Source organism: Sabulicella glaciei (assembly GCF_026183895.1).
GTDB lineage: Bacteria > Pseudomonadota > Alphaproteobacteria > Acetobacterales > Acetobacteraceae > Roseococcus > Roseococcus glaciei.
Window position 1 is genome coordinate 76,449 of the sequence record NZ_JAPFQI010000003.1, and the last position, 22,074, is coordinate 98,522.

Below are 22,074 nucleotides of genomic sequence, written 5' to 3' on the forward strand. Positions count from 1 at the left end.
GCCTCCCCGCAGGCCCGCAGGCCTCGGAATTCCCCGCTATAGGCCCGGTTCGGTCGTGTTGGAAGCCCAATCCTTGAGCAGGGTATAGCCCAGCGCCAGCGCCACCGGCCCCAGGAACAGCCCCAGGAATCCGAAGGCGAACACCCCGCCCAGGGCACCCAGGATGGTCAGCAGCAGCGGCAGGTCGGCGCCGCGGGCGATCAGCCAGGGCCGGATCACGTTGTCCACGGAGGAGATGCCGAGTGCCCCGTACAGCGTCAGGAAGATGCCCCAGCCGGTCGAGCCCGTGGCGAAAAGCCAGATGGCGGAGGGGATCCAGACCAGCGGTGCCCCCACGGGCAGGATGGAGATGCAGGCCGCGATCACCCCCAGCAGCACCGGGTTCGGAACCCCCGAGATCCACAGCCCGATCGCCGTCATGAAGCCCTGAGCCAGCGCGGTGCCAAGCAGCCCGTAGACCACCCCCCGCGTGACATTGGCCGTCAGCAGCCAGAGCCGGTCCGCCCGCTCCCCGGCGAGGCGGCGCAGCACGGCCAGGGCCCGCGCCGCGATGGCCGGCCCATCCCGGTAGAAGAAGAAGGTGAGGATGATAGCGACCACCACCTCCGCCACCCCCGATAGCACCGCCAGCAGCACGGAAAGGGCGTTCTGCGCGATGGCCCCGGCATAGGGCTCGATGGTGGAGAGCACCCCGCCCATGTCGCCGAAGAAGCTCCGCGCCCATTCCGCCAGCCAGGCACCCACGAAGGGAATCGCCAGGAGGAAGGGGGTCAGGTCGGGCGGCCCATCGGTCAGCAGCCGCTCGATCCAGCGGCGGATGCCTTCGATGTCCTCGCCGCGCACCGGGGCGGCGAGGAGGATGGGCACGGCGATCAGCAGGAACTCGGCCGTCACCATGACGAGGGCGGCGGCGGTCGGCCGCAGCCGGGCGCGGTCGGTGAGGAAGCGGTAGGCCGGCCAGGTGACGAAGGCCAGGATCACCGCCCAGAGCAGGGCGGAGATGAAGGGCCGGAGGACCAGGAAGCATGCCGCGGCCAGGGCGGCCGCCGCCGCCAGCCCGATGATCCTTGCGATCTGCTCGTCCCGCATCCCTGCCCTTTGCCGCAACCCGCACCCTTCGGATAGGGTGTCCTGTCGTGAACATCCTGGCCCCACCACCCCCCCGCCTGTCCATCGAGGTCGTGTTCGACTTCGTCTGCCCGTGGTGCCACCTGGGCATCGCGCGGCTGCTGCGGGTGCTGGCGGCCCGCCCGGACCTCCAGGCCGAGCTGCTGTGGCGGCCCTTCCTGCTCAACCCGGACATCGCCCCGGGCGGCACGCCCCGCCAGGACTGGCTGGCCCGCAAGTTCGGCGGCGAGGAACGGGCGCGGCGCCTCCATGGCGCCATCGCCGAGCTAGGCGCGGCGGAAGGCATTCCCTTCCGGTTCGACCTGCAGCGCCGCGTGCCCTCCTCGCTCGACGCGCACCGGCTCCTGCGATGGGCGGGGCGTCAGGTCCCGGCCGCCACGCTCGTCTCGGCGATCTTCCACGCCTTTTTCGCCGAGGGGCGCGACATCGGCCAAGCCGAGACGCTGGCGGCCATTGCCGCCGCGGAAGGGCTGGACGCGGAGGAAACGCGCCGGTTCCTCGCCGGGCAGGGCGAGACGGAATGGGTCCACCTAGAGAACCTGCGGGCGCACCGCCTGGGCATCAACGGCGTGCCCTGCTTCCTGGTGGACGGCGTCCATGCCATCGCCGGCGCCCAGGAGCCGGAGGTGCTGGAAAGGCTGATCGAGGTCGCGCTGGCCGATTGAGGACCTGGGCCGCGGCTAGGCGTCGTCCTTTCCCGCATCCGCGGCGAAATAGTCCGGCGCGACGTCACGCAGCGCCTCCACTTCGGCGAAGGTGCCGCTGAGGTGGTCGCGCAGCACCCACTCGGCAGCCGCCGGATCGGCGAGGCGCAGCGCCTCGAGGAGCGCCTCGTGATCCGCGAGGACACGCAGCGCCTTGCCCGACGCGGGCAGGTGCAGGCGGCGCATCCGGTCGAGGTCGCCGGAGCGACCGCACACCAGAGCGCGCAGGCCGGGCACGCCCGCGGCACGGTAGAGTGCAGCATGGAACGCCTCGTCCGCCGCGTGGAACTCCTCCTCGCTTCCCACCGCCGCGCGCATCCGCTCGATCTGCCCCGCCAGCACGCCGAAAAGGTTGGGCGGCGCGTCGGCGGCGAGGCGCCGCACCAGTTCCAGTTCGACCGCCAGGCGCAGGAGCTGCGCCTCGCGTGCCACGGCGACGGAGATTCGCGACACGCGCGTGGCCGATTGCGGCACCACCTCCACCAACCCCTCCCCCAGCAGGCGGATCAGCGCTTCCCGCAGCGGCGTCTGGCTCACCCCCAGGCGTGCGGCGAGCGCGGTGCGGTCCAGCACCGTGCCCGGCGGCAGGGCCAGTGAGACGATGGCGTCGCGCAGCGCCTCGTACGCCAGCTCAGCCGCACTGCGACGCATCGGGAGCGCCTGAGGGGAAACCGTGTCCACATGCCGTCGCTAACAGCCCTTTCCGTAACTTGACAACTGACATCTGATATATAAGATAGAAATGAGAGCCCGATCCAAGGGCCGGTCTGTCGGGAAACGCATGCCATGATCGCACGCCGCGCCTTGCCCTTGCTGGCCCTCCTTCCCGCTGCCGCATCGGCACAGGAACGCAACTGGCCTTCGCAGCCCATCCGGCTCATCGTCCCCTTTGCGGCCGGCACCTCCGACACGGTCGCGCGCCTAGTCGGGTTGGAGATGGCGAAGTCCCTCGGCGTTCCGGTGGTCGTCGAGAACCGGCCGGGCGCCGGCGGCAACATCGGGGCGGAAGCGGTGGCGCGCGCGGCGCCGGACGGCAACACCCTGGTGCTCGGCACCATTTCCTCACACGCGATCAACCCGGCCATCACGCCGCGAATGCCCTACGACAACCTGCGCGACTTCGCCCCGGTGACGCAGCTTGCGGCGCAGCCCAACGCAATCGTGGTGCCCGCCGCCTCAGCCATCCGCGACCTGCCCGGCCTCGTCGCGGCGACGCGCACCAATCGCGGCATGCCTTTCGGCACCTCGGGCGTCGGCACCTCCGTGCACCTCGCCGGCGCGCTCTTCGCCCAGATGACGGGCACGGAGATCGAGCACATCCCCTATCGCGGCTCGGCCCAAGTCACGACCGCGCTGCTCTCGGGCGAACTGCCCCTCGCCTTCGACAACCTTTCCTCGGTCCTGCCTTTCGCCCGCGAGGGGCGGATGCGCATCCTTGGCGTCACCTCGCGGGATCGCGCCGCCGCCGTGCCGGAAATCCCCGCGGTCGCGGAAGCGCTGCCGGGCTTCGAGAGCCTGTCCTGGCACGGGATCTTCGCCCCCGCCCGCACGCCCGCGCCCGTCGTCGCGCGCCTGCAGCGGGAGGCTGTTGCCGCCCTCGCCATGCCGCTTGTCGCGGCGCGCTTCCGGGAGCTTGGCATCACGCCGGTCGGCAGTTCGCCGGGGGAATTCGCCGCTTTCGTGGCGTCGGAAACGGCGCGGTGGGGCGCGGTCGCGCGCGCGGCGAACATCCGCCTCGACTGACGGGACGGCCGTGCCGCGCTCCCGGCTCGACCAACACGCCCCGACCCCCGAAGATAGCCGCCCCGCGGACACCAGAGCCGCGCCGCCGATCCCTCACCGAGGAAACGCCATGACCCGCAAGTCCCCCGCCGAGCTGCGCTCCGCCCGCTGGTTCGGCCCGGCCGATCTCCGCTCCTTCGGCCACCGCTCCCGCGCCATGCAAATGGGCTACGCGCCGGAGGAGTGGCAGGGCCGCCCCGTCATCGCGATCCTGAACACTTGGTCCGACCTCCAGCCCTGCCATTCCCACTTCAAGACGCGGGTGGAGGACGTGAAGCGCGGCATCCTGATGGCGGGAGGCTTCCCGGTGGAGCTGCCGGCCCTGTCCGTGTCCGAAAGCTTCGTGAAGCCGACCACCATGCTCTACCGCAACATGCTGGCCATGGAGACGGAGGAGCTGCTGCGCTCCCACCCCGTGGACGGGGCGGTGCTGATGGGCGGCTGCGACAAGACCACGCCCGGGCTACTGCTGGGCGCCACCTCCATGGACATCCCGGCCATCTATGTCCCGGCCGGGCCGATGCTGCGCGGCAATTTCGGGGGCAAGACGCTCGGCTCCGGCAGCGATGCCTGGAAGTACTGGGACGAGCTGCGCGCCGGCACCATCACCCAGGAGGACTGGCTGGGGGTGGAGGCGGGCATCGCCCGCTCCCCCGGCACCTGCATGACCATGGGCACGGCCAGCACCATGACCGCCATCGCCGAGGCGGTGGGCTGGGTGCTGCCGGGCGGTTCCTCCATCCCCGCCCCCGATGCCGGCCACATCCGCATGTGCTCGGAAAGCGGCCGCCGCGCGGTGGAGATGGTGTGGGAGGATCTGCGCCCCTCCCGCTTCCAGACCCGCGCCGCCTTCCTGAACGCCATCGTTGTCGCCATGGCCATGGGCTGCTCCACCAACGCCATCATCCACCTGATCGCCATGGCCCGCCGCGCGGGGCAGGAGATCGGGCTGGACGATTTCGAGGCGGCGAGCCGCCGTGTGCCGGTGATCGGCAATGTCCGCCCGTCCGGCACCGCCTACCTGATGGAGGATTTCTTCTACGCCGGCGGCATCCGCGCCCTGATGGACCGCATCAAGGAGCACCTGGACCTGTCCTGCGTCACGGTGAACGGCCGCACCCTGGGCGAGAACATCGCCGGCGCGCGCTGCTTCAACGACGACGTGATCCGCACGGTGGACAACCCGATCTACGGCGAGGGCTCGCTGGCGGTGCTGAAGGGCAACCTCGCCCCCGATGGCTGCGTGATCAAGCCGGCCGCCATGGACCAGCGCTTCTTGAAGCATCGCGGCCCGGCGGTGGTGTTCGACGACTACCCCTCCATGAAGAAGGCGGTGGAGGACGAATCCTGGGACATCACCCCGGACCACGTCATGGTGCTGCGCAACGCCGGCCCCCTGGGCGGGCCGGGCATGCCGGAATGGGGGATGCTGCCCATGCCGCGCGCCCTGCTGAAGCAGGGGCACCGCGACATGCTGCGGATCAGCGACGCGCGCATGTCCGGAACTTCATACGGCGCCTGCGTGCTGCACGTGGCGCCGGAAAGCTTCGTCGGCGGGCCGCTGGCCCTGCTGCGCGACGGCGACATCGTCTCCCTCGACGTCGGTGCGCGCCGCATCGACATCGAGGTGAGCGCGGAGGAGCTGGCGGCGCGCCGCGCCGCCTGGACCCCGCCCGAACGGCGCTACGAGCGCGGCTATGGCTACATGTTCAGCCGCCACATCCAGCAGGCCAACCTGGGCTGCGACTTCGACTTCCTCCGCAGCGACTTCGGCGCCCCGGTCGCCGAACCCGCCATCTATTGAGGGACGCGCCATGGCCCTTTCCGACGAGACCCGCGCGAAGCTACGGCGCGTCAGCACCGCCACCCTGGCGACCGCGCTGTTCAAGCGCGGCTTCCGTCAGCAGATGATCCAGGACGTGCGCCCCCTGCACCCGCCGGGGGAGGAATCCATGGTCGGCGAGGCTTTCACCCTGCGCTACATCCCGGCGCGCGAGGACCTCAACACGCTGGAGGTGTTCAAGGATCCCGAGCACCCGCAGCGCAAGGCGGTCGAGACCTGCCCGCCCGGCCATGTGCTGGTGATGGACAGCCGCAAGGATGCGCGCGCCGCGTCGGCCGGCGGCATCCTGGTCTCGCGGCTCCTGGCGCGCGGCGTGGCGGGCGTCGTCACCGATGGCGGCTTCCGCGACAGCGTGGAGATCGGGGCGCTGGGCATCCCGACCTATCACCACCGCCCCTCCGCGCCCACCAACCTGACGCTGAACCACGCCATCGCCCTGAACGAGCCCATCGCCTGCGGAGACGCGCCGGTCTTTCCCGGCGACGTGCTGGTGGGCGACGGGGACGGGGTGATCGTCATCCCCGCCCATCTCGCCGAGGTGATCGCGGCCGAGGCGACGGAGATGACGGCCTATGAGGATTTCGTCACCGAGCGCGTCCGGGACGGGCACAGCATCCGCGGCCTCTACCCGGCGACCGATGCGCGCAACCTGGAGCTCTTCGACGCATGGCGGAAGGAGCGGGGCCGCTAGATGCCCGGCGGGCGCTGGAGCGAGGTCGTCCGCTATCCCGACCCGGCGATCGAGATCGTCCATCCCTCCTTCGCGCGCTACCGGCTGAACGCCGCGCACGTGGAGGTGCTGGCCACCGGCTTCCGCTGGGCCGAGGGGCCGGTCTGGTTCGGGGATCAGCGCTGCCTGTTCTTCTCCGATATCCCCAACAACGCCATCCTGCGCTGGAGCGAGGAGACGGGGCAGGTCTCGGAGTTCCGCAAGCCCTCGGGCCATGCCAATGGCAACACGCGGGACCACCAGGGCCGCCTCGTTTCCTGCGAGCACGGGAGCCGCAGCGTCACCCGCACCGAGCATGACGGGCGCATCACCACCCTGGCGAGCCATTTCGAGGGGAAGCGGCTGAACTCCCCCAACGACGTGATCGTGAAGTCCGACGACAGCGTCTGGTTCACCGATCCGCCCTTCGGCATCCTCGGCTTCTATGAGGGCGAGCGCGCCGAGCCGGACCTGCCCACCGACGTCTACCGGATCGATGGCGCGACGGGCGCGGTGACGCGGGTGGCGAGCGGGATCCAGCGTCCCAACGGCCTCGCCTTCTCGCCCGACGAGCGCATCCTCTATGTCGTCGAGTCCGGGTCGGAGCCGCGGACCATCCGCGCCTTCGGCGTGTCCGCGGATGGGCGCGGGCTGGACGAAGGTCGCGTTTTCTACCGCTGCGCGCCGGGCGAAACGCCGGACGGGTTCCGCGTGGACGTGGGTGGCAACCTCTGGTGCGGCTGGGGCACGGGGGAGACGCATGACGGCGTTTGCGTCTTCAACCCGGAAGGGGAGGTGATCGGCCGCATCCACCTTCCGATCCGCTGCGCCAACCTCGCCTTCGGGGGTCGCCACCGCAACCGCCTCTTCATGACCTGCGGGACCATGCTGATGTCCCTCTACACGGGGGCGCAGGGCGCGACCTGGCCGGACGCGCCGGTCACCAGAGGCGAAACGCGTCCGTGATCCGGCGGGCGGAGCCATCCGCCGCGACCAGGATGACGTCGAAGCGCACGCCCCCCGCGCCATGGCCCGGGTGATGCGCCATCCACGCCTCGGCGGCCGCCAGGAGGCGCGATTGCTGGCGTGCGGTCACGGCGAGGGCTGCCTCCCGCCAGGAAGGGCGGGCCTTCACATCGATGAAGGCGAGCAGCCCGTCGCGCTGGGCGATGAGATCCAGTTCGCCAGCCGGGGTGCGGACGCGGCGGGCCAGGACCGTCCAGCCCTCGCGCAGAAGCGCGGCTTCCGCCACCGCCTCGGCATCCAGCCCGAGGCGGTGGGCGGCCTGGCCGCGCTGCGCGCGATCAGGCGGCAAGGGCCTCGCGGATGGCGCTCACCGCCTCGGGGATCATGGCGGGCGTGACATCCAGATGAGTGCAGGCGCGCACGCGGCCGCCCAGGCCGCTGACCATGATGCCCTTCTCCATCAAGCGCTTCTGCAGCGTCTCGACGGAAACGCCCGTGCCCTTGATGTCGAAGAAGACGAGGTTGGTGTCCGGCTCCTCCACCACCACGCCCTCGATCTGGCCCAGGCCGCGCGCCAGGTCGCGGGCATTGGCGTGGTCCTCGGCCAGCCGGTCCACGTGGTGGTCCAGGGCATGGATGCAGGCGGCGGCGCAGATGCCGCCCTGCCGCATGGAGCCGCCCAGGCGCTGCTTCCAGCGCCAGGCCGCGTCGATGAACTCCCGCGAGCCGCACAGCACAGCACCCAACGGCGCCCCCAGCCCCTTGGTGAAGTCCAGCCAGACCGAGTCGAAGCCGGCCACCATCTCGGCGGGCGCGATGCCCGCGGCGACGGTGGCGTTCAAGAGCCGCGCCCCGTCCATGTGGGTGGCCCAGCCCTGCTCGCGCGCGATGCCGGTCAATTCGTTGAGGGTCGCCAGCGGCCAGACCGCGCCGCCGCCGATATTGGCGGTCTGCTCGATCTCCAGCAGGCGCTGCGGCGGGGCGTAGCGGGTGCGGGGCCGGATGGCGGCGCGCAAATCGTCGGCCGTGAACATGCCGCGCGCGCCCTTCAGCCCCATGATCTGCACGCCGGTCAGCGCCGCATGGGTGCCACCCTCGCTGTGCAGGATGTGCGAAGTCTCGTGCGCGATGACCTCGTCGCCCTTCTGGCAGTGGGTCAGGATGGCGACGACGTTGCACATGGTGCCGGAGGGCAGGAACATCGCCGCCTCCTTGCCCATCAGCGCCGCCATGCGGTCGCACAGTTCCCAAACGGTCGGGTCGTCGCCGTGCTGCTCGTCGCCCACTTCGGCGCGCATCATCGCCTCCTTCATCGCGGGCGTCGGGCGCGTCTGCGTGTCGGAGTAGAGGTTGATGCGGACCGGCGGCGCGTTGCGCGGCGGGCGGACGGGCGTCCAGGACGCGGCGGAGGGGGCGTGAACCATGGCCGCGCTTCTACAGCTTCCGCGCCTGCTGGGCGAGGTAGCCGCGATTGCGCGTCGGCGTCACCAGTACCTCGTTCACGCAGACATGCGGCGGGCGCGTCACGAGGAACAGGATCAGCTCCGCACAATCCTCGGGCTGGAGCATCTCGCTCAGCTCCCCCTCGCTCAGCTTGTTGGGGCGCTTGTCCAGGATGGGGGTGCGGACCTCGCCGGGACAGAGCGCGGTGGAGCGGATGCCGTTGCCGCATTCCTCCATGTTGATGGAATGGCTCATCGCCACCACCGCGTGCTTGGAGGCGGCGTAGCCCGGCCCGGCCATCGGCGAGACGAATCGCCCGGCCATGGAGGCGGTGTGGATCATCACCCCGTCCTTCTGCTTGCGCATCAGCGGCAAGGCGGCGATGGCGCCGTTGAAGGCGCTCATGACGTTGCCGTCCACCAGCTCCCGGATCCCCTCGGGGGAAAGCTTGGCCCAGGACCGATCGTTGATGTTCAGCCCGGCATTGTTCACCAGGATGTCGAGCCGGCCGAACTCCTTCTCAATGAAGGACGCGACCGCCTGCACAGAACTCGCGTCGGACAGGTCGGCCGGCTGCACGTGCGCCGCCTTCCCGATCCGTGCAGCCACCGCCTCCAGCTTCGCGCGGGTGCGGCCGGTCAGCACCACCGTGCAGCCTTCCGCGGCCAGGGCGACCGCCGCCGCCTCGCCGATGCCGCTGCCCGCGCCCGTCACCCAGGCCAGCTTTCCGTCCAGCTTCGCCATGAACCTCTCCTCGCCTCTCTTTGCGCCGAGCCTATCCCATGCTTGGCTTCCGGCAACCGGCAGAGAAGGCGGGAGGAGACGGAATGGCCAAGTTCACCATCGTGACCCCGAAGGGCGCGAGCTTCACCACCGCGGGCGGCGGCTACGACTACGAGATGGAGGCGCTGAAGGCGCTGACCGACGTGCAGGCCGAGATCGTCGAGGGTCCGACCGACACGGCGGGCTTCATCGCGATGGCGAAGGACGCGGACGCCATCTACGCCAAGGGCATCCCCATCACGGCCGAGATCATCAAGAACCTCGGCAACTGCAAGGTCATCTCGCTCGGATCGGTCGGCGTGGACAGCGTGGATGTGAAGGCGGCGACGGAAGCCGGCATCCCGGTCACCAACATCCCCGACACCTTCATCGAGGAGGTGGCGGACCATGCCCTCACCCTCCTCCTTTCCACCTTCCGCCGCGTGATCGAGCAGGACAAGATGGTGCGCGAGGGGCGTTGGAGCGAGGGACGCCCGGCGCTGCTGCAGATCCCCCGGCTCTGGGGCCAGACGCTCGGCCTCATTTCCTTCGGGCGCGTGGCCCGCGCCGTGACGCGCCGCGCCAAGGGCTTCGGCCTCAACATCATCGCCTACGACCCCTTCGTCGAGGAAAGCGTGATGTACGAGATGGGCGTCACCCCGGTGACGCTGGAGGACCTTCTGTCCCGCTCCGACTTCGTGTCCATGCACGCTCCGGCGCGCCCCGAATGCACCCACATGCTGCGGGCCGAGCACTTCAAGGCGATGAAGCGCAGCGCGATCTTCCTCAACACCGGGCGCGGCCCGACCGTGGACGAGTCGGGGCTGATCGAGGCGCTGCAGCAGGGCTGGATCGCCTATGCCGGTCTGGACGTGCTGGAGGTGGAGCCGCCTTCGCACAACAACCCCATCCTCAAGATGGACAACGTCATCCTCTCCGCCCACACCGCCTCCGCCTCGGCGCGGTTCGACGAGGCGCGCAAGCGCCGCGTGGGCGCGGAGCTGGCACTGGTGGCGCAGGGCAGGTGGCCGATGTCCTGCGTGAATCCCGCCGTGCTGCAGTCCACCAAGCTGCGCCGCTGGCAGCCCGTGGCGATCGGGCGCGGCCCGAATAGCTGACGCGCCCGGTCGGCCCTTCTCGGCGGAACCGGCTTCCGCCATGAAGGGAAAAACCATCCGGGGGCATCCATGCTGCTCTTCCATCCGGCGCGCGCCCCCGAATGGGGCGTGCCCGACCCTGGCCCTGGCCGCTCCGTCCATTTCCCGGGCGGTGCCGCCAAGGGGGTCGAGCCGATGGGCGGCCGGCTGAGCGAGCCCGATGCGGAAGGATGGGCGCGCTTCCATCCCGATCCTGCTGCGCCCATCCATGGCCTCGCCCTCATGGTCCCGTTCCTGGCCGGGCGCGGGCAATCCCTTTCCGTGGAGTTGCGCCCGGCCCCGGGCTCACGGCTGCGCATCGATTTCAGCGGCGACGTGACGCGGATGCGCAAGGCCTATGTGCATCTCGATGCGGAAGGCCGCGTCGAGCAGATCGGCGAGGAATTGCTGAGCTGCGAGACGACCCCCCTGCCCGGCGACGGCTGGCGGCTGGAGGCGCGGCTGCTGCCGATCCGCAGCCGCATGGCCTGGATCGGCCTCCATCCGGAGAATGCCGGCGAGCAGCCGCTGGCTTGGCGCGAGGCGCGTTTCGAAACCTTCCTCCTCGACCAGCCCTGGGGCAGCCGCGCCGAGGCGGGGCTCGTCGAGGAGGACGGCGTGCTGCACGCCTGTCACGCCTGGAGCCTGTTCGGCGATTGCGGCCAGCTGGATTTCGAGATCTTCCGGCCCGGGACCGCCCTGTCCGGGCTGGCGCTGGAATCCCCCCTCCCCCTTTCCCACGCCTCCTGGATCACCTCGGACCCACCCAGGGGCGAGTCGCCGTCATGGCCCGAGGGGCTGTTTCCCATCCCGGCACCCACCCGGCCGCCCTGGCCGCTGCAGTCGCCGGGGCTGATGGAGCGGCTCGGGCCGGAGGAATCCTGGCGCGGCCACCGCATCCGCTTCCTGCTGGACCTGCCCTTCGAGATGGAGCGCACGAAGCTGGGCCCCGAGGGGTTCATGCGCACGCTGCGCCTCCATGCCCACTTCGCCGACGGCCATCGGACGGTGATCGAGGCCAAGCCCAGCACCAAGTTCGTGGATAACTGGAGCCGCCTTTGCGACGCGCATCTGGCGCGCGCGCTGGAGGAGGGCGGCGAGGGGCAGGTCTTCCTCGAACTCGGCGCCCGCGGCCCGGCCAGCATCGAGCGGCGCAAGGAGCTGGACCCGCGCTGGCGCTACATCGCCTCCGACATCCATGATGGGCCGAACGTGGACCTCGTGGCCGACGCGCACCGGCTGTCAGAAGTACTGCCGGCCGGCTCGGTCGGGGTGTGCTGGTCCAACAGCGTCATGGAGCATCTGCTCTCGCCCGAGCGCGTGGTGCTCGAGGCCAACCGGCTGCTGCGGCCGGGCGGGCTCTTCGTCGCCGTGGTGCCCTGCTCCTGGCCGCTCCATGCCGAGCCCTGGGATTTCCAGCGCTTCACCGTCCACAAATGGCCGGCGCTGCTGAACGACCGCACGGGATTCGAGATCCTGGACCGGTTCGAGATGCTGGACTTCGCCACGGTCCCGCGCCTGCCCTACATGCCCGGGCTGGACCGCATGCCCGAGGCCCCGTCCCCTGGCATGACCGGCGTCGTGGCCCGCAAGACCGGCCCCACCCAGGTAACCTGGGAGGGCTGGCACCCCGGCCTGGCAAGCGGGCGCTACGACCCCTGAGCCTGGGGCTGCGCCGCGACGCGTGGCCCGTCGCGGCCATAAAGCTGCATGGCCCGCCGCTCGAAGGCACGGACCATCAGCCGCACCGCCTCGTTGAACACGGTGCCGATCACCGCCTGGAGCAGCCGGGAGCGGAACTCGAAATCCACGAAGAAATCCACCTCCGTGCCGCCGGGGACCTCCGTGAACTTCCAGGTGTTGTTGAGGTAGCGGAAGGGGCCGTTCATGTACTGCACCCGCACCGAATGCGGGCGGTCGAGCGTGACCTCCGAACGGAAGGTTTCCCGGAACAGCTTGAAGCCGATGGTGAGGTCGGCGACCAGCTTGTCCTCGGTGCGCGAGATGATGCGCGCGCCCACGCACCAGGGCAGGAATTCCGGATAGCGGCGCACATCCGCCACAAGCTCGAACATGTCCTCCGGCCTGTGGCGCAGGACCCGCTTCTCGGCGTGGGTGGGCATCAGGCCGCCGGGGCCAGCTGGCGCCGCGCGGCCTGGAGCGCCGCGAAGTCGCGGTCGGCGTGGTAGGAGGAGCGGGTGAGCGGCGTGGCGCTGACCAGCAGGAACCCCTTGGCCCGCGCCATCGCGGCGTAGTCCTCGAACTCCGCAGGCTCCACGAAGCGCGCCACGGCGGCGTGCTTCACGGTGGGCTGGAGGTACTGGCCGATCGTCAGGAAATCCACCTCGGCCGAACGCATGTCGTCCATCACCTGCTGCACCTCGATCCGCTCCTCCCCCAGCCCGGCCATGAGGCCGGACTTGGTGAAGACCGTGGGGTCCAGCCGCTTCACCCGGTCCAGCAGGCGCAGCGAGTGGTAGTAGCGCGCCCCCGGCCGGATGTTGGGATACAGGCGCGGCACCGTCTCCAGGTTGTGGTTGAAGACGTCGGGCCGGGCCTCCACCACCACCTCCAGCGCGCCGTCCTTGCGAAGGAAGTCGGGGGTCAGCACCTCGACCGTCGTGCCGGGCGCAGCCTCGCGGATGGCGGCGATGGTGCGGGCGAAGTGGCGGGCGCCGCCGTCGCGCAAATCGTCCCGGTCCACGCTGGTCACGACCACGTGGCGCAGCCCCATCTTCGCCACCGCCTCGCCCACCCGGCGCGGCTCGTCCTCGTCCAGCGCCTTGGGCAGGCCGGTCGCGACGTTGCAGAAGGAGCAGGCGCGGGTGCAGACCTCGCCCATGATCATCATGGTGGCGTGGCGCTGCGACCAGCATTCCCCGATATTGGGGCAGGCCGCCTCCTCGCAGACCGTGACCAGCTTGCTGTCGCGCATCAGCGCCCGCGTCTCGTGATAGATGGGGCTGGTGGGCGCCTTCACCCGTATCCAGGCGGGCTTGCGCTGGATCGGGTTGTCCGGGCGGTGCGCCTTTTCCGGGTGGCGGACAGCCCCCTGAGCGGCGCCGTGGTTGATCTCGATGCGGGCCATGGCCGGGCAGATATAGCGTGCCCGGCCCGTTTACGAACCCCTGCCTTCAGATGTGGATCACGCGCCCGTAGGCATCCAGCACCGACTCGTGCATGGCCTCCGAGATGGTGGGGTGCGGGAAGACCGTGTGCATCAGCTCGGCCTCCGTGGATTCCAGGGTGCGGGCGATGCCATAGCCCTGGATCATCTCGGTCACCTCGGGGCCGACCATATGGGCGCCCAGCAGCTCCCCGGTCTTGCTGTCGAACACGGTCTTCACGAAGCCTTCCGGCTCGCCCATCGCGATGGCCTTGCCGTTGCCGATGAAGGGGAAGCGGCCGATCTTCACCTCGTGGCCCTTCTCCTTCGCCCGGGCCTCGGTCAGCCCGACGCTGGCGACCTGGGGGCGGCAATAGGTGCAGCCAGGGATGTTCAGCACGTCCATCGGGTGCGGGTGCAGCCCGGCGATCGCCTCGACCGCGATGATCCCCTCGTGGCTCGCCTTGTGGGCCAGCCAGGGGGCACCGGCCACGTCGCCGATCGCCCAGATGCCCTTTTCCCCGGTGCGGCACATCTCGTCGATGACGACGTTGCCCCGCTCCAGCTTCACCTTCGTGCCTTCCAGGCCGAGATTCTCGGTGTTGGCGACGATGCCGACGGCGGAGATCAGCCGGTCGGCGGAAATCTCGCTCACCTTGCCGCCCGCCTCGACCACGGCCGTGATGCCGTCACCGCCCTTGCGGACGCCCTGGACGCGAGCCTCCGTCAGCACCTTCATGCCCTGCTTCTCGAAGCTCTTGCGGACAAAGGTGCCGATCTCCGCGTCCTCGACGGGCAGGATGCGATCCATCACCTCGATCAGCGTCACCTCGGCGCCCATGTTCAGGTAGAAGGACGCGAACTCGGAACCGATGGCGCCGGAACCGACGACGATCAGCTTCTTCGGCATCACCTCGGGCACCATCGCCTCGCGATAGGACCAGATCAGCTTGCCGTCCGGCTCCATGCCCGGCAGGACGCGGGCGCGGGAACCGGTGGCCAGGATGATGTCTTTGGCCTGGAGTTCCGTGGCCTTGCCGTCCTTGGCCGTGACCGTCAACTTGCCCGGCCCGGCCAGCTTGCCGGTGCCGTCGAACACCGTGACCTTGTTCTTCTTCAGCAGGTGCTTCACCCCGCCGGAAAGCTGCCCCGCGACGGCGCGCGACCGCTTGATGACCTTGGCGAAGTCGTAGCGCACGTTGTCCGCCGCGAAGCCATAGGCGTCGAGCGTGTGCAGCAGGTGGTTGATCTCCGAGGCGCGCAGCAGCGCCTTGGTCGGGATGCAGCCCCAGTTGAGGCAGATGCCGCCCAGGTGCTCGCGCTCCACCAGCGCAACCTTCATCTTGAGCTGCGCGCCGCGGATCGCGGCGACGTAGCCGCCCGGGCCACCGCCTACCACCACCAGGTCGAACTGCTCGGCCATGTCTCAGCCTCCTTGCGCCAGGCGGGCCAGGGCGGGGCCGCTGACGCGCATGTCGGTCCATTCGTTGCGGGGCACGGCGCCCATCGCCTCGTAGGCGGCGATGGCCGGCGCGTTCCAGTCCAGCACGTTCCACTCGAGATGCGCGCAGCCTTCCGCGACCGCACGCTGCGCCACCGCCGCGAAGGCAGCGCGGGCGATGCCCTTCCGGCGGTGCTCCGGCTCCACGAAGATGTCCTCGATCCACAGCCCCGGCTTGCCGGCGAAGGTCGAGAAGGTGCGGGCGACGACGCAGACGGCTACGACCCGTCCCTCCAATTCGCACAGCATCGCCTCGGCCTCCGGCGCGGGGCCGAAGAAGGCGCGCTCGTAATCCGCCACGATCGCCGTGAACTCGTGCGGGATGCGCTCATACTCCGCCAGCGCGCGGACGAGGCGGAGGATCTCCGGGACGTCCGCCTTCGTGGTCGCGCGCCAGCGAAACATGGGCTCTAGAGCATCAGGCTCAGCGGGGTCTCGATCAGCCCCTTGAGGGTCTGCATGAACTCAGCCGCCAGGGCGCCGTCGATCACGCGATGGTCCACGGAAAGCTGGCAGGTCATCACGGTGGCGATGGCCAGCGCGCCGTCCTTCACCACCGGCCGCTGCTCGCCCGCGCCCACGGCCAGGATGCCGGCCTGGGGCGGGTTGATGATCGCGGCGAAGTGGCTGACCCCGTACATGCCCATGTTGGAGATGCTGAACCCGCCGCCCTGGAACTCGTCCGGCTTCAGCTTGCCGGACTTGGCGCGGGCGGCGAGGTCCTTCATCTCGTTGGAGATGGCCGACAGCCCCTTGCGGTCTGCCTGCCGGACGATCGGCGTGATGAGCCCGTCCGGGATCGCCACCGCGACCGAGATGTCCACGTCGTCGAATTGCAGGATCGCGTCATCGGTCCAGGCGGCGTTCACCTGCGGGTGGCGGCGCAGCGCCACGGCGCAGGCTTTGATGACGAGGTCGTTCACCGAAAGCTTGAAGGCTCCCCGCCCCTCCTTGGGGGAGGAGGCGTTGAGCTGGCCGCGCAGCTTCAGCAGCGCGTCCAGCTCGATGTCCATCGCCACGTAGAAATGCGGGATGGTGGATTTCGACTCCGACAGGCGGCGGGCGATGACCTTCCGCATGGAGGAGTTGGGCACCGCCTTGTGGGCGGCGGTGATGGCGACGGGCGCGGGCTTCGGCGCGGCCGGGGCGGCGGGAGCCGGCGCCGGGGCGGCAGCCTCACGCGGGCCGGCGGCCGGGGCCTCGGACTTCGCGACGGGGCGGTTCATCGCCGCCTCGATATCCGCCTTCACGATGCGCCCCTGTGGCCCGGAGCCCTCGATGCCTGCGAGATCCAGCCCCGCCTGCTGCGCCATGCGCCGCGCGAGCGGCGAGGCGAAGACGCGGTCGCCCTGCGGCTGCGGCATCGGCGCGGGCTGGGTGCTGCCGGAGGATGTGGGCATGGGCGGCGGCACGGGCTGCTCCGCCGCGCCTTCCACCTTGCCGCCCGCATCCTTCACGGCTTCCAGCGCCGGGGCCTGCGAGGCGCTGGGCGAGGGCTTGTTGCCGGCATCGTCGGCCGCGCCGGCCGCGCCGGCCGCCTGGGTGGCGGGCTTCCCGCCGCCTTCCGGCACGGCCTCGCCCGGCTCCACCAGCACGGCGATCACCTGGTTGACCTTCACCCCCTCGGTGCCGCCCTGGACGAGGATCTTGCCCAGGACGCCCTCGTCCACCGCTTCGACTTCCATCGTCGCCTTGTCGGTCTCGATCTCGGCGATGACGTCACCGGACTTGACCGTGTCGCCTTCGTTCTTCAGCCAGCGCGCCAGCGTCCCCTCTGTCATGGTGGGGCTCAGCGCGGGCATCAGGATGTCCGTGGCCATGTGAGTCGTCCCCTCAGCGATAGGTCACGTTGCGGGCGGCTTCCACCACCTGCTCGAGCCGCGGCAGGGCCAGCTTCTCGAGATTGGCGGCGTAGGGCATCGGGATGTCGAGCCCGGTGACGCGCACCGGCGGCGCGTCGAGGTGGTCGAAGGCGTGCTCCATAATCTGCATCGCGACCTCGGCGCCGATGCCGGCAAAGGGCCAGCCCTCTTCCACCGTGACGAGGCGGTTGGTCTTGCGCACGCTGTTCACGATGGTCTCGGTGTCGAGAGGGCGGATGGAGCGGAGGTTGATCACCTCGGCCTCGATGCCCTGCTCGGCCAGCTTCTCCGCCGCCTGCATCGCCATGCCCACCATGATGGAGAAGGCGACGATGGTGACGTCCTTGCCCGGCCGCTCGATCTTCGCCTTGCCGATCTCGAGGATGAACTCCTCGTCGGTCGGGCACTCGAAGCTCTGGCCGTAGAGGATCTCGTTCTCCAGCACGATCACCGGGTTCGGGTCGCGGATGGCGGCGCGCAGCAGGCCCTTCGCGTCGGCCGCGCTCCAGGGCGCGACGACCTTGAGGCCGGGGCAGTGCGCGTACCAGGAGGCATAGCACTGCGAGTGCTGCGCCGCGACGCGCGACGCCGCGCCGTTCGGCCCACGGAAGGTGATCGGGCAGCCCAGCTGGCCACCGGACATGTAGAGCGTCTTGGCGGCCGAGTTGATGATCTGGTCGATGGCCTGCATCGAGAAGTTGAAGGTCATGAACTCGACGATCGGCTTCAGCCCGGTAAAGGCCGCGCCCACCGCCATGCCGGTGAAGCCGTGCTCGGTGATGGGCGTGTCGATCACGCGCTTCGGCCCGAACTCGTCCAGCAGGCCCTGGGACACCTTGTAGGCGCCCTGGTACTGCGCGACCTCCTCGCCCATCAGGAACACGTCCGCGTCTCGGCGCATCTCCGCTGCCATGGCGTCGCGCAGCGCCTCGCGCACCGTGATCTTCTGCGTCGGGCCCCAGTCGCGCTCCGGCTTGGCGGAAGGCGTGGCGGCGGTGGCGGCGAGCGGATGCTCGTCCTTCTTGGCGCGGGCCTCGTGATCCTCCGCCTGCGGCAGGGGCGCGGCCTTCTCACGCTGCTCGGGCGTCTTGTCGGCGGGCTGCGCGGAAGAGGGCTGCGCGGAGGGGGCGGGCGCGGCCGCGCCGCCGCCCACCCCGCCATCCAGCTCCGCGATCACGGAATTGACGGAGACGTTCTCCGTGCCCTCGGGGACGAGGATGCGGGTGAGCGTCCCCTCATCCACCGCCTCGACCTCCATCGTGGCCTTGTCGGTCTCGATCTCGGCGATCACGTCGCCGCTCTTCACCGCCTCGCCCTCTTTCTTCAGCCAGCGCGCCAGCTTGCCCTCCGTCATGGTGGGCGAAAGGGCGGGCATCAGGATCTCGGCACCCATCTCAGCGCGCCTCCTCGATCAGCACGTCGGTCCACAGCTCGCTTTCCGGCGGCTCGGGGCTTTGCTGGGCGAAATCCGCGCTGTCCTGCACGATGGCCTTCACCTCGTCGTCGATCGCCTTGAGGTCGGCCTCCGTCATGCCCATGGCGAGGAGGTCGTTGCGCGCCATTTCCAGGCAGTCGTGCTGCTCGCGCATCTTCTGCACCTCGTCGCGGGTGCGGTACTTCGCCGGGTCGGACATGGAGTGGCCGCGGTAGCGGTAGGTCTTCATCTCCAGCAGGTACGGGCCGTTGCCGGCGCGGCAATGCGCGACCGCGCGCTGCGCCGCCTCGTGCACGGTCTGCACGTTCATGCCGTCCACCTGCTCGCCCGGGATGCCCCAGGGGGAACCGTTCTTGGACAGGTCCTTGGAGGCGGAGGCGCGCTCGACGCTCGTGCCCATGCCGTACTTGTTGTTCTCGATGATGAAGATGCAGGGCAGCTTCATCAGCGCGGCCAGGTTGAAGCTCTCATAGACCTGGCCCTGGTTCGACGCGCCCTCGCCGAAATAGGTCAGGGCGACGTTGTCGCTGCCCCGGTACATGTTGGCGAAGGCCAGCCCGGCGCCGAGCGAGACCTGCGCGCCCACGATACCGTGGCCACCGAAGAACCCCTTCTCGCGCGAGAACATGTGCATGCTCCCGCCCTTGCCCTTGGAATAGCCGCCGATCCGCCCGGTCAGCTCCGCCATCACGCCGCGCGCCTCCATGCCCGTGGCGAGCATGTGGCCGTGGTCGCGGTAGGAGGTGATGACCTGGTCGCCCTCCTTGAGAGCCAGCTGCATGCCCACCACCACGGCCTCCTGGCCGATGTAGAGGTGGCAGAACCCGCCGATCAGGCCCATGCCGTAGAGCTGACCGGCCTTCTCCTCAAAGCGGCGGATCAGCAGCATGTCCCGGTAGGCGGTGAGGAGCTTGTCCCGGCCCATCGCCGGTTCCTTCGCGGCCTTGCCGCGTCGCTTCGTGGCGGGCTCGGTGGACATCGGCTCCTCCTGGGCTTGTCGTTCCGACTTAAGGCCGAGGAAGGCGAGCCGCAAGCAGTCCCCGGCGCGAAACCCAAGGTTTCGCAACGCAAAAAGAGATTTAACTTAATTACAGTTAAAGGCGTTGAATCGCCTAGTTTCGCTCAGAAAACCCGCTGCCCGGGCAGGTAGGGGATCACGATCTCGTCCCGCTGGGTGAGGTTCAGCAGGGCCCGGGCGCGCTCCTCCAGCTGGTCCTGGTCGATCATCTCGCCGCGCAGCGCATTGACCCGACGCTCGGCGGCCTCGCGCTCCTCGGTGGCTCGTGTCAGGTGGATGCGGGCCTCAGCGATCTCGATGACGCGTGCCTCGCGCGCGATCAAACCGCGCTCCCCATGCGAGGCGTGCCAGAGGAAGAACGCGGTCATGGCCGACAACACCACCGGCGCAGCCAAAAGCCGCACGGCACGACCCAGCGCCCGCTTCACCCGCTGCATGAAAATCTCCCCAACCCCCATGCCGCAGCCCCCCGGCGCGGCAAGGACAGATTCTCATGCAAGCGGCGCGGTGTCCAGCGCGATTGGGGCGGCCGAACGCAGGAAGTCAGCGGATTTTAGCAGGATGCCGCCCGCGGACGGCACCCCGCGGCGCGTGGATCAGCGCTTCAGGATCGTCCGCCCTGCGTAGCGCGCGGCGGGGCCCAGATCCTGCTCGATGCGGATCAGCTGGTTGTACTTGGCCAGCCGGTCCGAGCGAGACAGGGAGCCGGTCTTGATCTGCCCGCAATTCGTCGCGACGGCGAGGTCGGCGATGGTCGCGTCCTCCGTCTCGCCGGAGCGGTGGGACATCACGGCGGTGTAGCTGGCCTTGTGCGCGGTCTCGACCGCTTCCAGCGTTTCGGTGAGCGTGCCGATCTGGTTCACCTTCACCAGGATGGAGTTGGCGGTCGCCTTCTCGATGCCCTGGCGCAGCCGCTCCGGGTTGGTCACGAACAGGTCGTCGCCCACCAGCTGGACCTTGGCGCCCAGCCGGTCGGTCAGCAGCTTCCACCCCTCCCAGTCATCCTCGGCGCAGCCATCCTCGATGGAGATGATGGGCCACTTGGAGCAGAGCGCGGCGAGGTAATCGACCATGCCGGCGGAATCGAGGGTCTTGCCCTCGCCCTCCATCGCGTACTTGCCGCCGTGGAAGAACTCGGTGGAGGCGCAGTCGAGGGCGAGCATCACGTCCTCGCCGAGGCGATGCCCGGCGCTCTCGCAGGCCTTGGCGATGAAGGACAGCGCTTCGTCCGCGCTGTTGAGGTTGGGCGCGAAGCCCCCCTCGTCGCCCACGTTGGTGTTGTGGTGCGCGTCGTGCAGCTGCTTCTTCAGCGCCGCGAAGATCTCGGCGCCGATGCGGGTGGCGTTGGCGAAGGTCCCGGCCGCAACCGGCATCACCATGAATTCCTGGATGTCGATCGGGTTGTCCGCGTGCTTGCCGCCATTGATGATGTTCATCATCGGCACCGGCAGGGTGCGGGCGAAGGCACCGCCGACATAGCGGTAGAGCGGCAGGCCGTGCGCCTCCGCCGCCGCCTTGGCGAGGGCGAGGGAGACCGCCAGCGTGGCGTTGGCGCCCAACCGCGCCTTGTTGGGCGTGCCGTCCAGCTCCAGCATGATGCCGTCGATCTTCACCTGCTCGGAGGCGTCCATGCCGCCGATCGCATCGAAGATCTCGCCCTCGATGTTGGCGACCGCCTTCAGCACGCCCTTGCCGCCGAAGCGCGCCTTGTCGCCGTCGCGAAGTTCCACCGCCTCGTGCGCGCCAGTGCTGGCGCCCGAGGGGACGATGGCCCGCCCGCGGGAGCCGTCATCCAGCACCACCTCCGCTTCCACGGTCGGGTTTCCGCGGCTGTCGAGGACCTCGCGGGCGATGATGTCGGCAATGGCGGGCATGACGTCGGCTCCTGGTCTGACGCGGGCCGGATAGGCGGGCTTGCCCCGCTGGACAAGGGGGCGGCCCCGCCCGCACAAGAACGTCATGGAAGGCGACCCCACCCCCGAGGCCATCCGGGCCGAGATCCTGCGCCTCGCGGGCGATCGCGGCGCGGACCGCTCGATCTGCCCCTCGGAGGTCGCGCGCGCCCTGGCGCCGGAAGCTTGGCGCCCCCTGATGCACCGCGTCCGGCGCGAGGCGGCGGCGCTCGCCACGGAGGGACAGATGGAGATCCTCCGCAAGGGCAAGCCCATCGCGCCCGAGGCGATGCATGGCGTCATCCGCCTGCGGATCGCGCGGTGAACCCGGTCTCCGCCCTTCTGGGGCGCGGGCCGGAAGGCCTGCCGCCGCCGGCCCCGCTCGATTTCGGCAGCCTCGTCCTGCCCCGCTCGCCCAACGCGGCGCTCGCGGCTCCTCCGGGTCATCCAGTGGCCGCGCGCGCACACCTCCCCTCGCCGATCTATCCGGTGCCGGCGGAGCGGCTCTTCGAGACGCTGCTGGTCCTGGTGGACGGGTTCCCGCGCTGCCACCGCCTGGGCGCCTGGCCGGAGCGGCATCAGGCGCAATGGGTCGAGCGGACGCGCTGGATGAACTTTCCCGATCTCGTCTGGGCCGAAGCCGTGCCCCTGCCCGAGGGGTCGGGCCTCCTCCTGCTTTCGCGCAGCCTGTTCGGCTGGTCCGACCTCGGCGTGAACCGCGCCCGCGCCGCGCGCTGGCTCGAGGCGCTGGAGGTCGCGGTCCGGTGACACGGGCGCGCCCCTTACC

The 22,074-nt window shown here is 69.9% G+C and carries 23 protein-coding genes; 9 read left to right on the top strand and 14 right to left on the bottom strand.

What is annotated here, in order from left to right; translation table 11 throughout:
- Window positions 1-36 precede the first annotated feature (36 nt).
- Window positions 37-1,089, bottom strand: coding sequence for an AI-2E family transporter (locus OF850_RS07145; protein ID WP_301589288.1), 1,053 nt, complete (start codon window positions 1,087-1,089; stop codon window positions 37-39).
- 47 nt (window positions 1,090-1,136) lie between these two features.
- On the opposite strand from OF850_RS07145, the gene OF850_RS07150 reads away from it, so the two are divergent.
- Complete coding sequence (locus tag OF850_RS07150) at window positions 1,137-1,793, top strand: DsbA family oxidoreductase (RefSeq protein WP_368044678.1); 657 nt, start codon at window positions 1,137-1,139, stop codon at window positions 1,791-1,793.
- Between the two features lie 15 nt (window positions 1,794-1,808).
- On the opposite strand, the gene OF850_RS07155 is transcribed toward OF850_RS07150, so the two are convergent.
- Window positions 1,809-2,483: a GntR family transcriptional regulator gene (locus tag OF850_RS07155; protein WP_301589289.1), complete on the bottom strand. Its 675-nt coding sequence runs from the start codon at window positions 2,481-2,483 to the stop codon at window positions 1,809-1,811.
- 135 nt (window positions 2,484-2,618) lie between these two features.
- Here OF850_RS07155 and OF850_RS07160 point away from each other — a divergent pair, with 135 nt between their 5' ends.
- From OF850_RS07160 to OF850_RS07175, 4 genes are all read left to right on the top strand, one after another.
- On the top strand, window positions 2,619-3,575 hold the full coding sequence (locus tag OF850_RS07160; protein WP_301589290.1) for a Bug family tripartite tricarboxylate transporter substrate binding protein: 957 nt from the start codon (window positions 2,619-2,621) through the stop codon (window positions 3,573-3,575).
- A 109-nt stretch (window positions 3,576-3,684) separates the two neighbouring features.
- Window positions 3,685-5,418, top strand: coding sequence for an L-arabinonate dehydratase (araD, locus tag OF850_RS07165; protein ID WP_301589291.1), 1,734 nt, complete (start codon window positions 3,685-3,687; stop codon window positions 5,416-5,418).
- A gap of 10 nt (window positions 5,419-5,428) precedes the next feature.
- The gene (locus OF850_RS07170) at window positions 5,429-6,148 is read left to right on the top strand and encodes a ribonuclease activity regulator RraA (RefSeq protein ID WP_301589292.1); all 720 of its coding nucleotides are present in this window, start codon (window positions 5,429-5,431) and stop codon (window positions 6,146-6,148) included.
- Window positions 6,149-7,132 (top strand): SMP-30/gluconolactonase/LRE family protein, encoded by a 984-nt coding sequence (locus tag OF850_RS07175; RefSeq protein WP_301589293.1) that lies wholly within the window; start codon window positions 6,149-6,151, stop codon window positions 7,130-7,132.
- On the opposite strand, the gene OF850_RS07180 is transcribed toward OF850_RS07175, so the two are convergent.
- Genes OF850_RS07180 through OF850_RS07190 form a run of 3 tightly spaced genes read right to left on the bottom strand, consistent with a single transcriptional unit; the run spans window position 7,107 to window position 9,319 of the window.
- The gene (locus OF850_RS07180) at window positions 7,107-7,481 is read right to left on the bottom strand and encodes a YraN family protein (RefSeq protein WP_301589294.1); all 375 of its coding nucleotides are present in this window, start codon (window positions 7,479-7,481) and stop codon (window positions 7,107-7,109) included. The two genes, OF850_RS07175 and OF850_RS07180, sit on opposite strands and share 26 nt — an antisense overlap.
- On the bottom strand, window positions 7,471-8,556 hold the full coding sequence (locus tag OF850_RS07185; protein WP_301589295.1) for a threonine aldolase family protein: 1,086 nt from the start codon (window positions 8,554-8,556) through the stop codon (window positions 7,471-7,473). Before OF850_RS07185 ends, OF850_RS07180 begins: the two co-directional genes overlap by 11 nt.
- Window positions 8,557-8,566: 10 nt before the next feature.
- Window positions 8,567-9,319, bottom strand: coding sequence for an SDR family oxidoreductase (locus OF850_RS07190; RefSeq protein WP_301589296.1), 753 nt, complete (start codon window positions 9,317-9,319; stop codon window positions 8,567-8,569).
- Between the two features lie 83 nt (window positions 9,320-9,402).
- Here OF850_RS07190 and OF850_RS07195 point away from each other — a divergent pair, with 83 nt between their 5' ends.
- Together OF850_RS07195 and OF850_RS07200 are read left to right on the top strand one after the other, a co-directional pair.
- Complete coding sequence (locus OF850_RS07195) at window positions 9,403-10,455, top strand: C-terminal binding protein (protein WP_301589297.1); 1,053 nt, start codon at window positions 9,403-9,405, stop codon at window positions 10,453-10,455.
- 69 nt (window positions 10,456-10,524) lie between these two features.
- On the top strand, window positions 10,525-12,135 hold the full coding sequence (locus OF850_RS07200; RefSeq protein WP_301589298.1) for a class I SAM-dependent methyltransferase: 1,611 nt from the start codon (window positions 10,525-10,527) through the stop codon (window positions 12,133-12,135).
- Here the strand turns inward: OF850_RS07200 and OF850_RS07205 are convergent.
- From OF850_RS07205 to eno, 9 genes are all read right to left on the bottom strand, one after another.
- Entirely contained in the window at window positions 12,123-12,596 is a 474-nt protein-coding gene (locus tag OF850_RS07205) for a type II toxin-antitoxin system RatA family toxin (protein WP_301589299.1), read from the bottom strand. The genes OF850_RS07200 and OF850_RS07205 overlap by 13 nt on opposite strands.
- The gene (gene lipA / locus OF850_RS07210; RefSeq protein ID WP_301589300.1) at window positions 12,596-13,561 is read right to left on the bottom strand and encodes a lipoyl synthase; all 966 of its coding nucleotides are present in this window, start codon (window positions 13,559-13,561) and stop codon (window positions 12,596-12,598) included. Before lipA ends, OF850_RS07205 begins: the two co-directional genes overlap by 1 nt.
- Window positions 13,562-13,607: 46 nt before the next feature.
- Complete coding sequence (lpdA, locus tag OF850_RS07215; protein WP_301589301.1) at window positions 13,608-15,002, bottom strand: dihydrolipoyl dehydrogenase; 1,395 nt, start codon at window positions 15,000-15,002, stop codon at window positions 13,608-13,610.
- A gap of 3 nt (window positions 15,003-15,005) precedes the next feature.
- A complete protein-coding gene (locus OF850_RS07220) occupies window positions 15,006-15,485 on the bottom strand; it encodes a GNAT family N-acetyltransferase (protein ID WP_301589302.1) in 480 nt (159 codons plus the stop codon).
- A 5-nt stretch (window positions 15,486-15,490) separates the two neighbouring features.
- Entirely contained in the window at window positions 15,491-16,900 is a 1,410-nt protein-coding gene (locus OF850_RS07225; protein ID WP_301589303.1) for a pyruvate dehydrogenase complex dihydrolipoamide acetyltransferase, read from the bottom strand.
- Between the two features lie 13 nt (window positions 16,901-16,913).
- Window positions 16,914-18,335 (bottom strand): pyruvate dehydrogenase complex E1 component subunit beta, encoded by a 1,422-nt coding sequence (locus tag OF850_RS07230; protein ID WP_301589304.1) that lies wholly within the window; start codon window positions 18,333-18,335, stop codon window positions 16,914-16,916.
- Between the two features lies 1 nt (window position 18,336).
- Complete coding sequence (gene pdhA / locus OF850_RS07235) at window positions 18,337-19,302, bottom strand: pyruvate dehydrogenase (acetyl-transferring) E1 component subunit alpha (RefSeq protein ID WP_301589440.1); 966 nt, start codon at window positions 19,300-19,302, stop codon at window positions 18,337-18,339.
- Between the two features lie 197 nt (window positions 19,303-19,499).
- Complete coding sequence (locus tag OF850_RS07240) at window positions 19,500-19,832, bottom strand: FtsB family cell division protein (RefSeq protein WP_301589305.1); 333 nt, start codon at window positions 19,830-19,832, stop codon at window positions 19,500-19,502.
- Between the two features lie 159 nt (window positions 19,833-19,991).
- Window positions 19,992-21,269 carry a phosphopyruvate hydratase gene (gene eno / locus OF850_RS07245; RefSeq protein WP_301589306.1) on the bottom strand — a complete coding sequence of 426 codons (1,278 nt, stop codon included), beginning with the start codon at window positions 21,267-21,269 and terminating at the stop codon, window positions 19,992-19,994.
- Window positions 21,270-21,354: 85 nt separating this feature from the next.
- Here eno and OF850_RS07250 point away from each other — a divergent pair, with 85 nt between their 5' ends.
- The gene (locus tag OF850_RS07250; protein WP_301589307.1) at window positions 21,355-21,612 is read left to right on the top strand and encodes a DUF3253 domain-containing protein; all 258 of its coding nucleotides are present in this window, start codon (window positions 21,355-21,357) and stop codon (window positions 21,610-21,612) included.
- The gene (locus OF850_RS07255; protein ID WP_301589308.1) at window positions 21,609-22,055 is read left to right on the top strand and encodes a DUF1499 domain-containing protein; all 447 of its coding nucleotides are present in this window, start codon (window positions 21,609-21,611) and stop codon (window positions 22,053-22,055) included. The genes OF850_RS07250 and OF850_RS07255 overlap by 4 nt, the downstream gene beginning before the upstream one ends.
- Window positions 22,056-22,074 lie beyond the last annotated feature (19 nt).